The organism is Aquiflexum sp. (assembly GCF_977115555.1).
The window spans coordinates 17,585-28,096 of sequence record NZ_CDSBKL010000008.1 but is presented as its reverse complement, the minus strand read 5'-3'; the positions used below and the strand labels follow the sequence as shown (position 1 = coordinate 28,096).

Annotated in this window: 10 protein-coding genes; all 10 read right to left on the bottom strand. The window is 40.7% G+C overall.

Annotation, left to right across the window (positions count from 1 at the left end; translation table 11 throughout):
• Positions 1–261 precede the first annotated feature (261 nt).
• The 10 genes from ACZFYI_RS01220 to guaA all read right to left on the bottom strand — a co-directional run bounded on the left by ACZFYI_RS01220 (position 262) and on the right by guaA (position 10,344).
• On the bottom strand, positions 262–552 hold the full coding sequence (locus ACZFYI_RS01220) for a hypothetical protein (RefSeq protein WP_462522298.1): 291 nt from the start codon (positions 550–552) through the stop codon (positions 262–264).
• Positions 553–1,333: 781 nt separating this feature from the next.
• Positions 1,334–2,314, bottom strand: coding sequence for a glycosyltransferase family 2 protein (locus ACZFYI_RS01215; RefSeq protein WP_462522297.1), 981 nt, complete (start codon positions 2,312–2,314; stop codon positions 1,334–1,336).
• Complete coding sequence (locus ACZFYI_RS01210) at positions 2,314–3,276, bottom strand: glycosyltransferase family 2 protein (protein ID WP_462522296.1); 963 nt, start codon at positions 3,274–3,276, stop codon at positions 2,314–2,316. The genes ACZFYI_RS01215 and ACZFYI_RS01210 overlap by 1 nt, the downstream gene beginning before the upstream one ends.
• Before the next feature lie 114 nt (positions 3,277–3,390).
• On the bottom strand, positions 3,391–3,936 hold the full coding sequence (locus ACZFYI_RS01205; RefSeq protein WP_462522295.1) for a DUF4199 domain-containing protein: 546 nt from the start codon (positions 3,934–3,936) through the stop codon (positions 3,391–3,393).
• Positions 3,937–3,941: 5 nt separating this feature from the next.
• Positions 3,942–4,454, bottom strand: coding sequence for a DUF4199 domain-containing protein (locus tag ACZFYI_RS01200; RefSeq protein ID WP_462522294.1), 513 nt, complete (start codon positions 4,452–4,454; stop codon positions 3,942–3,944).
• Positions 4,455–5,696, bottom strand: coding sequence for a dihydroorotase (locus tag ACZFYI_RS01195; RefSeq protein ID WP_462522293.1), 1,242 nt, complete (start codon positions 5,694–5,696; stop codon positions 4,455–4,457).
• 227 nt (positions 5,697–5,923) lie between these two features.
• Entirely contained in the window at positions 5,924–7,252 is a 1,329-nt protein-coding gene (locus ACZFYI_RS01190; RefSeq protein ID WP_462522292.1) for a VOC family protein, read from the bottom strand.
• Positions 7,253–7,375: 123 nt separating this feature from the next.
• A complete protein-coding gene (locus ACZFYI_RS01185; RefSeq protein ID WP_462522291.1) occupies positions 7,376–7,927 on the bottom strand; it encodes a protein N-terminal glutamine amidohydrolase in 552 nt (183 codons plus the stop codon).
• 115 nt (positions 7,928–8,042) lie between these two features.
• Positions 8,043–8,633, bottom strand: a complete 591-nt coding sequence (locus ACZFYI_RS01180) for a hypothetical protein (RefSeq protein WP_462522290.1) — start codon at positions 8,631–8,633, stop codon at positions 8,043–8,045.
• 181 nt (positions 8,634–8,814) lie between these two features.
• Positions 8,815–10,344 (bottom strand): glutamine-hydrolyzing GMP synthase, encoded by a 1,530-nt coding sequence (guaA, locus tag ACZFYI_RS01175; RefSeq protein WP_462522289.1) that lies wholly within the window; start codon positions 10,342–10,344, stop codon positions 8,815–8,817.
• Positions 10,345–10,512 lie beyond the last annotated feature (168 nt).

Here is a 10,512-nt window from a genome sequence, read left to right as displayed (position 1 = left end):
GATCAGCTCAAAAACATATTGAATCTTACTCTTTACCTTTTCATCTTGATTTTGATAAAATTCAATAAAGTGGTTTTCATAAAAAATTATCTTCCTTACCATATTTACAAAGTTATCTCAAAAGATAACATTTTCCAAAAATGTGGGGGTTCTTTTAATCCAATCTAACTTTTGGAGGGTTTAAGAAGTTTGCGATTTCGGAGACGAAAACTGTCTGCCAGCACTGAACTTTTCTTGTAGGTGCGGTTTACGCCGATTTTCTCATTTCTTTAGCTGTGTTGGTTTAGGTCGTCCGTGTTCTCTGTATTTTTTTACTGCTTCGTTCCAATGCCAAATCATTCCGCTGTCTGCTGGCCCTATTCGTCTATTGCCTTTCACTTCTCCATCGAAATGTCCGTTTTCATCAAACTCAAAGGGTTGTGAAGCACTTAAAATGTCAGATAAATCAAATTGACCGCCTGCCAATTCATAATGTCCTTCTAAATAATACCACATTACCCAAAATGCTTCTTCTTCCGTTAATGTGTCATTTGAAAATAGATTTTCGCTCATAATTGCGTTATTTGAAAATACATTTATTTATGTCAATGAATTAAGGCTTGTCAGGATAAAGATTTATTGGGTCAAATGAGCCATTTACTTGTCAGCCGTAACCCTGTTAATTCTTGGTTGTAGAAACCAAATTCCAATTGGTAAAAACACTATAAGAAAGAAGTCTCCGATACATTCTCCAATATCTGCTTTTTTATCCTTTCAAATTGACTTTAGCCCCCTTGCTGGAAACATTAAAAAATACAGAAACGCAAAGAAGACATAAAACCCAGGTAGTGCTTCAACTCCACTAAAAGTCATTCCTTGTCCATCAGAAATCACCATGACAAATATGAAAGATGTCAGCCAGATGAAACTGTTAATTAGGAATAGATTATAGTTCAGTTCAATCTTCTCCGGTAGTAGTTGGTAGAGTGCGTGTCCAACGAATAGTATCCATGAGAAGTAAGTTGTCATGCCAATTAAAAATAAAATTGTTGTAAGGGTCTTGTTGTTTTCAATTTCAAAATTACTGATGAATAGTCCAGCGATTAGAATTAAAAATACTTGCCAATGTTTTAGTCTTAAAATGAATTTCATTTTCTCTTTGTAGTCTTTGATTTGTTTGTTCACCAGCTTGCTGCCAACGATTATCTCTGCGCCACTGTGGCGTAAAGCATACTAGATTGGGTTGGTAGATACCACATTGGCGTATATTTTCTCATTATCTAAACATAAAACTAATACCCTAAAAATCCAACAAGACTTCCTGACAATTTCCGTGTAAAAAGTTAATAGGATATTACCCTTTAAAAACCTTCTTCACCCATTCCGTCATCAACCCAGCCCCATAGCAACTCAGCTGCCCAAAAGCAGTAAAAACTGAAAGGAATCCTACCCAAATGGATTTATTCAAATAGGTAGCATGGACGAAAACAGCTAAAATCCAAAGTTCATAAATCAAAAGGCCTGATGTTACTAAAACCGAAAAGGCGGGAAACCAATTTCCAATAACCAATAACCCAATAACCATTATCCATCCTATCAAAAAAACCGCCGGCATCAGATGCACCAACTTCACCGCATCCCGGTGGTAACGGCTGACGTTGATTCTGTTTTGGCCAAAGGAATAACTCTGTCTGAAAAAGCTCTGCCAGGTGTTTTTCCTTTTGTGGTATACAAATGCTTCCTCCACCAATTCCAACCTAAAACCCATTTTCTTGAGCCTCATGCTCAACTCGATGTCCTCGCCTCTATTTGGGTCTACAAAACCTTTGGTCGTCTCAAATGCCTTTTTGGATAGTCCCATATTGAATCCCCGGGCTTGAAACTTACTTGGGTCTTTCAATTTTCCCCTTATTCCTCCCGTAGTCAGGACCGAAGTCATACTGTAGTTGATGGCCTTTTGGAAGTTGGAAAAATTCTCTTCTGCGGCATCAGGACCTCCGTGCGCATCGAATTTCCTTTCCTTGATCGCCTGATCCAAAACCTCAAAATAGTGTAAAGGGATGATGCAATCAGAATCAAAAAGAACAAAATATTGCCCCTTTGCCTGTTTCATCCCAAAATTTCTGGCAAATCCCTGAGCAATATTCTCAATCCAAAAATACCTGACTTTGAGAATTTCACTAAAGGATTCTACCGTAAGCCTGCATGGATTATCTGATCCGTCATCTACTACGATCACCTCAAAATCTGTAAAAGTCTGTATAGTCAGACTCTGAAGCAATTCCCTGATTTCATCGGGACGGTTGTACACCGGTATGATAACCGAAAAAACCATCAATCCTTGAAATTCAGTTCTGAGTCAATGTTATAATCAGACTTTCGGCTGCTCTGAGAAGTCAACATCTCAGCGAGGAATCCTGTCAAAAACAGCTGAACGCCCACAATCAATGCCACCAAAGCTAAAAAGAACAAGGGTTGGGCGGTGATTTCCCTAACTGCTAAGCCTTTGTAAAGACCATAGATCTTTTGGAAAATCAGCCATACCGTAATAAAAAAGCCCGCCAAGAAGGAGACTGAACCCAAAGTTCCAAAGAAATGCATAGGGCGCTTTTTGTACCTGTTGACAAAGGAAACGGAAATCAGGTCAAGGAAGCCGTTCAGGAATCTTTCCCAACCAAATTTGGTGTAGCCGTATTTTCTCGGTCTGTGTTCGACTACTTTTTCGCCGATTTTAACAAAACCGCTCCACTTCGCAATCAGCGGAATATAGCGGTGCATTTCTCCATAGAGGTGGATGTTTTTGACGACTTTCCTGTCGTAAGCCTTGAGACCACAGTTGAAATCATGGAGCTTAATCCCCGAAATCACCCTAGTCACCCAATTAAAAAATCTGGAAGGAATTGTCTTGCTGATGGGATCATGCCTTTTCTTTTTCCATCCCGACACGATTTCAAATCCGTCAACGACAATCATGTCATACATCCCAGGAATCTCATCAGGACTGTCTTGCAGATCCGCATCCAAAGTAAATACAACCTCTCCCACAGCCTTACTGAAACCCATATCCAAGGCGGCAGACTTTCCATAATTCCGGCCAAAACTGATGCCTTTTACAAAGGGATTGAGTTTGGATAGTTTTTGGATTTCCTTCCATGACCCGTCATTGCTGCCATCATTGACAAATATGATTTCATAAGAAAAGCCGTGTCCTTCCATGACACGGCAGATCCAGTTATGCAATTCAGCTAGTGATTCCTGTTCGTTGAAAACAGGGATGACGATTGAAATTTGGGTCATTTTGGTATTTCGAAAATCATTTTGTTAAAGGAAACTATCACATCAAATTTGAAAGTCCTTTGAAAAACCTCGGAAGCCATTGAAGATCTCAGCCAATGGCTTAAGAAGCCTATATCAATAATCTAAAGATTTGTCTCTTTTTTTCAATATAGCACCTAGAATCAAGGCTATAATGGCATAAGCAATCAACAAAAATCCAAATGCTTTCAACTGTCCTGTGACAGTATAGCCACTTTCAAGGCTGGTACGGATATCATCTAACTGCTCAGAAGTCATCGAATCAGCAGCTCCGAATTTCTCTAACATGGCCATCTGAGTCTCCATTTGGCTCTCAATCAATACTCCCGGAAGGGCAGGATCAACGACATTGTAAAGCAAAAGATTGCCACAGATTCCTAATAAACCTGAAACAACCATGGCAATAAAGGCAAAATTAAAGGCAGTGCCAAAGCTCATAAATCCGCCAATAGAAGTTCTGTATTGAGAACCGAAATAAATGATTAAACCAATATACAATACTAAAATACCGATACCCACGTACCATGCTACCAATAAGGTTGGGTCAATGAAGTAAATGATGTAGGTAATAACAATTGAAATAATACCCAAGATCAAACCTGAATTGAGTCCTGCTTTGAATGGTGATTCTTGATTTTCCATAGAGTTTAAAGTTTTGTTCTCCTTAAAATTATTGAAATAATGATTGTAAAAAATAATCCTGGAAGGATTTTCCAAATAAAATCATTCAAAGCAATATCCAATGCGGTCATTGCAAGGATTTTTTCATAAGTAAAGTCAAATGACTCCTGTCCCAACTGACCCACAATCAAATCTTTGTTTGTATCCATTACTGCTACCTTGGAGGTTTTGATTTCCTGAAAAAATTCCGGACTAATAGATAAAACCAGCCAAACCCCCAATCCCGCAACAACTGCGATCATGGAATAAATAAGAAAACCGATAGTCATGCCATGTGCAAAAGAAAGTTCTCCTCCATTGATGTCATTCCGAAAATATCGGATTCCCAAAAACACGAAGATCGGAATCAGCACATAGCCAAACAGCATGCTGAGGTTGGTGGCATCAAACCCAATCCATTTGAAAAGCAGAAAAGCGAGGACACAAAAAACACCCCCGATTAATCCAAACAAGTACGTTGATTCGAAATAGCGCTTCATCTATATTTTGACAAAACGGCCTTTGTTGATGAGAAACTTTACTTTTCCTTTCAAGGAGCTATTAAACCAAGGTGTATTGGCAGAAAGGGATTTGTTTGATTTTTGGTCAAAAACCCAGTTTTCCTCAGGGTCAAAAATGGTCAGGTTTTCTATTTTGGCAGCATCTGGACCAAGGACTTTGGCAGGTCCTTCGGTGATTTTGGAGATCAGCAGCGGCCACGTGAGCTCTTCGGCCAATTTCACCATCCCGGGCAAGAAAGTCTGCAAACCTGCCATGCCGAAAGCTGCCAGATCAAATTCCATAAATTTGGAATCAAAATCCTGTGGCTGATGGTTGGAAACAATGGCATCGATCGTGCCGTCTTTCAACCCGTCTAGCAGCGCATCCCTGTCTTCTTTTCCCCGGAAAGGTGGCATTACCTTCAGGTTGGTATCAAACGAAGCCATGTCTTCGTCTGAAAACAGCAATTGGTAAAGAGATACATCAGCCGTGACTTTCATTCCTTCTTTTTTGGCTTGTCTGATTTTTTCGACTGCCCCTTTGGAACTGATGGTCTGAAGATGCAATCTTCCACCGGCATACTTAAGGATTTCCAGGTTCCGGTGCACGGCCACTTCTTCGGACAAATTTGGGATTCCTTTCATCCCAAGCCTAGTGGAAGTGATTCCTTCATGCATCTGCCCAAATAAGGCTAAATAGGGATCATAAGTTTGGTCAAATAACAGCCCATCAAATTTCTGCAAATACTGCAAAATCTTCAACAAACGGTCAGGGTTGGAAATCGGGTGCGTTCCGTCTCCAAAGACAAATACTCCCTCATGATTCAAATCAAGGATATCTGTGAAATCCTCTCCTTTACAATCTTTGGTCGCAGCAGCCATGATGGTCAAGTCTGTGAGCCATTCCTTTGCTTTGGATCGGATATATTGGATCTCATTTTTGGTTTGGATGGCCGGCTTGGTATTGGGCAAAAGAACCGCTTTGGCAAAGCCACTTGCCGCCAACACTTCACCAAGGCTTTCAAGAGACTCACGGTATTCTTCTCCAGGTTCGCCGGACATACACCTCAAATCTATCCAGCCTTTGGAAGCAAAAAAAGACGAGCAATCGATGGTTTCTTTGATTTTCCTAGAATCCCCTGTTTCTTGTTCGGTGATTTCCGAACCGGTAAAAATGTAATTTTTGGGAGGGTGGATCCTTAGCGGGTCTATTAACCTGAGCGATTGGAGCAGTACGGCCATAAAGGTTATTATTTGTGCAAAACTGCAATAATATTCCAAAAAATGAAAGGAAAATCGGGTAGAGGATCAGGTGGCAATTCAAAAAGTCTGAATAGTGAACCCAACAGACCAACCAAATTACCAAACATTCATGACAGACACTGCCAAATTAGAAGTAATCTCCAATTCAGGAAAATTATGTTTGCTAAGAGAATTAAAATGGAAAAAACGAAACTCGCATTTACACGTCAATTCCTCTTTTTCCCCAATAGTTCCAGCAACCTATCATTGTCAGGATGGGGGAAGAATTGATCGAATTCCAAGAAATAACCTGCCGGATCGTAACCCACAAATCCTTTGTATTTGTTTTCAGGCCCTACTTCAAGACTGTCCTGCCTCAAAGGAAAGGAATTATTGGTCTGTATGTAGTCAAACCAGCCTGAAACATCCCCAAGCAAAAAAGAAACATTCACAGCCTTGTCCTCAGAAAAAGTATGCATTCCCCTCCTTTCATCCACCAATCCAATATAGCCTGTCTCGGAGACCTGATATACTTTGACCCAGCCCTGATCGACGATCATGCGTAATCCGATGATTTCTTCGTAAAACTTCTCCGCTTCCTGCATGTCTTGGTAATACATCCACGTCACCGCCCCATAAAAACCCAATCCTGCAGCAACATCTTTGGAGGCTGTAGGCAATGCCGGGTATTTTCTCATTTGGGGTACAAGCCATTCGTTTTCCTCATGCTGTTTGAACATTTCAAATTCCAACAAATATCCTTCCGGATCTATTGCTACAAAACCGTCATGGGCATTGTTTTCCTTGGGTTTGTAGGTGTATTTGATGGGGACATTTTTGCCTTGGAGGTAGGCGTACCATTCGGGAAGCTGATCGGTCAATAAAGCGATGGCGACAGTCTTTGGTTCGGAAGCGCGATGCATGCCTTTGGATTCATCCACCAAAGTCATGTAGGCATCGTGGGAAATCCGTAAAGTCACTGCAAATCCATAATCAGACACAATCTCCATCCCCAAAGTCTGATTATAAAAATACTTGGCAGAAGCCAAATCTTTGTAATAAAGAAAAACATTGGTTCCCTTAATATCAAAATCAGGCAAAGTCTTAAATTCGGTGTTTTTGGCCAAAAGGGAATTGATGTAATGATTGGGATAACCCAAAAGCCTTCCGAATCGACGAGCTTCGCTGATACTGTTGTTTCCTCCAAGAATGGTTTTTTTTAAATCAAGGTAGGCTTCCATAGCATTTGGCTTATGAAAAATCATGACTTCCTTTCCTTCTGCGATTGCTTCAGGGAAAAGCTGAGTTTTGAGCAAATCAGGTTCTCTAAAAACTTCCACACCGTATTTTTCTGCAACGTAAATGGCATCTTTCCACAAAGCCTCTGCCTCATCAGAGGTAAGAGGCTCACTCAATGCAATTGGCTTGACTTCTGCCGCTACCATTTCCGCCATGGCAGCCATGCTTCCGAGGTGTTTCTGATGGCTTATTTCCTTGTTATTTTGACAGGAAAAAGAAAACAAAACGATGGCTAATACAAAGATTGGATTTTTCATTTTGGAAATGGAGGATGTTGGGAATTGCCAAAGTTTAAACTTAGCCCACAAAACTTAAAGTCAAAAATCCGTTCAAAAAAAATCTTGGGTCAAAACTGAATTTTCCCAATTTCTAAGTTAAGGTCAATAAGAAATGTCATCTGTATGGGCGTAAATCTCCTCCAGACTGAAGATCTTTTCCTTGCTAGATTGGGTAAAATCAAGCAATTCCGGCAAAGGCAAATTGCCGCTTTTGCCGATTGCAGGCCATTTGGGAGGAGAAGAAAGCCAATTGCCCTGATCATCCTTCATATGTCCCCGATCGGAAATAAAAGAGTGGATAAAATCTTCAGATGTAATGGCTTTGAATCCCGGAAGTTCCTTGCCATCTCGATTTTGGTCAATCTGAAATGTGGCATCAAGGTAATTTTTCAAAGAAATCGGAAATTCCAATGTAGAATCAAAATCATAAATCAGTTGGAATTCTGGATTGGAAGCCAATAAAATCACATGATAATCCCACCATACCACTTCGTCGCCGTTGGGGGATTTTTGGAATCTGAAGGAACAATTTCTGCTGCTGTTTGAAATGATCAACACCTTTTTGATGAAACCATCAAGTTCAGGATTTTGGCACAGGTGCCAGATGTTTTCTTCGCAAAAATTTTCGGAGTACTTGAAGGTTTTGATTTTCATTTGCTACCACAAAAGTAACACAGACTTTGGCAATTGACTCCATATCCAAATTTATAGTTTGTAAGAAAGAAAATGAATTGGAAATGTGGACAAAGATAATTTAACCCAAATCGGGTTATATCAGATTCTGGGATAGCACAAGGTCTTCTTTGGTACGTTCCTTACAGATTTCTATCAATTGAAAAATATCAGTATCGAGGTAATCCGATTTTTTGATCTGAATGTCATTTTCATCTCTGAATGAAAAACGAAGACCTCCCGATGAATCTATATGGTCAATCTTGGTCAAACCTGAAATGTTGCGGTGAGACACGATGACACCCCGGAATTTCAATTGATAGCCATCCAAGACCAAGGTGATGGGATTTAGGTTTTTGACCAAAAAAAATAAAAAACACTCATACAATACAATCAACCAAAAAAGTACCAAAGTCCATTTTGGTATCGGAATTCCTACAAAAAACAGTATTGTCCCGGCCACAGCAAGGGCTATTGTCCACTTTTTGAAACTCTTCTTTTGTCTGCGCAAAAACAATTCCCCACCTACTCCCCTTGTCACCAATTTGTAATGCTCCCTTCCATAAAAGGCAAACATCAAAATCAGACAAAAAGAAACTAGCCAATGATGGTGACGAAGGTCCAAAACCAGAATCAAAACAATGGAAAGTATCAAAAAAGCTGTAACAATGATTTGTCTTTTTCTCATAAGTCTGGATGCAAATAAGCTGTGGATGAAAAAATCTTGGAGTCTAAGAAATTGTCATGTTTCAAATTAACTGAATCTGGACAATAATTAAAATCTTTATCCGAATGAAAATGCTGATAAAGCAAAAAGAAGGAACATGTCAAGATGTTCCTTCTTTTATTTTATGTTTTGTTTTGTTTTTCTATTCCCACTCAATCGTGGCAGGTGGCTTGGAGGAGATGTCATAGACAACCCTGTTGACGCCTTTGACCCGGTTGATGATTTCATTGGACATTTTCCCCAGAAATTCATACGGCAAATGGATCCAATCTGCAGTCATGCCATCCACAGAACCTACTGCCCTTAAGGCTACAACTTTTTCATAAGTCCGCTCATCTCCCATGACACCTACAGATTGGATTGGGAGAAGGATGGCTCCTGCCTGCCACACCTGATTGTACAATCCTGAGTCTTTGAGGCCTTGTATAAATATGTAATCGACTTCCTGAAGGGTTTTGACTTTCTCAGCAGTAATGTCTCCCAAAATCCTGATAGCAAGACCCGGACCTGGAAAAGGATGTCTTCCGATGATTGCCTCTGGAATGTCCAAAGCCCTTCCGACTTCCCTCACTTCATCCTTGAACAAGGTATTGAGAGGCTCGACCACAGAAAGCTTCATAAAGTCCGGTAACCCGCCCACATTATGGTGGGATTTGATCGTGGCAGAAGGTCCTTTGACAGAAACCGATTCGATCACGTCAGGATAGATTGTGCCTTGACCAAGCCATTTGACACCTTCAATCTTGTGCGCTTCATCATCAAAAACTTCGATAAATGCACGTCCTATGGCTTTTCTTTTGGCTTCAGGATCTGACAATCCCGCCAAAGCATCATAAAATCTTTGCTTGGCATCCACTCCGATGACGTTCAGTCCAAGGGTTTTGTAGGATTCCAAAACTTCTTCGTATTCATTTTTGCGGAGCAATCCATTGTCAACAAAAACACAATAGAGGTTTTTGCCGATAGCCCTGTGGATCAATGTGGCGGCCACTGAAGAATCTACACCGCCTGAAAGTCCCATGACGACATTGTCATTTCCGATTTTCTCTTTGAGTTGGGCGACAGTGCTGTCGATAAATGTATCAGAAGTCCAATCTTGGGAGCAACCACAGATATGGACCACAAAATTTCTAAGCAGGTTTTTACCTTCCAAAGAGTGCGTGACTTCCGGATGGAATTGGATACCGTAGGTGACTTCTCCTTGGATTTTGAAGGCTGCTACCTTGACGGATGCAGTACTTGCAATGATGTCAAATCCTTCGGGAAGCGTCTTGATGGTATCTCCATGAGACATCCAAACCTGGGAACCATGGGTCATTTCTTTCAATAAATCATGGTGCAGGTCAATGTGGTCGAGATTTGCACGGCCATATTCGCGGATTTCTGAAGGAAGCACTTCTCCTCCGTATTTGTTTGCCAGCAACTGCGCTCCATAGCAAACGCCCAGCAAAGGCAATTTGCCCCTTAAGCTGTCAAGGTCCAAATCCGGTGAGCCTGCATCCCTGACGGAACATGGGCTTCCCGAAAGGATTACTCCTTTTATATCAGGGGTGATTTCAGGAATTTTATTATAGGGGTGGATTTCGCAATATACATTGAGTTCCCTCACGCGTCGGGCGATGAGTTGTGTGTATTGGGAACCAAAGTCTAGGATGAGGATTTGTTCTGCCATGGACAAAGGTACATAGGGCAGCCATAACAGGAAAAGGATTTCAGAAGATTATTTTGGAAAATGGGATTGGAAAATTAGAAAATTGGAAGATTGGAAAATTGGGGAGCTAATGGGTATTAAGTTAATTGGTTATTGGGTTATTTGTTAACCTGTGTCCCTGTTATCCTG

Coding starts and splice junctions, on each gene's coding strand:
- ACZFYI_RS01220 (WP_462522298.1), bottom strand. CDS start 552: ATGAGCGAAAATCTATTTTCAAATGACACATTAACGGAAGAAGAAGCA.
- ACZFYI_RS01215 (WP_462522297.1), bottom strand. CDS start 2,314: ATGGTTTTTTCGGTTATCATACCGGTGTACAACCGTCCCGATGAAATC.
- ACZFYI_RS01210 (WP_462522296.1), bottom strand. CDS start 3,276: ATGACCCAAATTTCAATCGTCATCCCTGTTTTCAACGAACAGGAATCA.
- ACZFYI_RS01205 (WP_462522295.1), bottom strand. CDS start 3,936: ATGGAAAATCAAGAATCACCATTCAAAGCAGGACTCAATTCAGGTTTG.
- ACZFYI_RS01200 (WP_462522294.1), bottom strand. CDS start 4,454: ATGAAGCGCTATTTCGAATCAACGTACTTGTTTGGATTAATCGGGGGT.
- ACZFYI_RS01195 (WP_462522293.1), bottom strand. CDS start 5,696: ATGGCCGTACTGCTCCAATCGCTCAGGTTAATAGACCCGCTAAGGATC.
- ACZFYI_RS01190 (WP_462522292.1), bottom strand. CDS start 7,252: ATGAAAAATCCAATCTTTGTATTAGCCATCGTTTTGTTTTCTTTTTCC.
- ACZFYI_RS01185 (WP_462522291.1), bottom strand. CDS start 7,927: ATGAAAATCAAAACCTTCAAGTACTCCGAAAATTTTTGCGAAGAAAAC.
- ACZFYI_RS01180 (WP_462522290.1), bottom strand. CDS start 8,633: ATGAGAAAAAGACAAATCATTGTTACAGCTTTTTTGATACTTTCCATT.
- guaA (WP_462522289.1), bottom strand. CDS start 10,344: ATGGCAGAACAAATCCTCATCCTAGACTTTGGTTCCCAATACACACAA.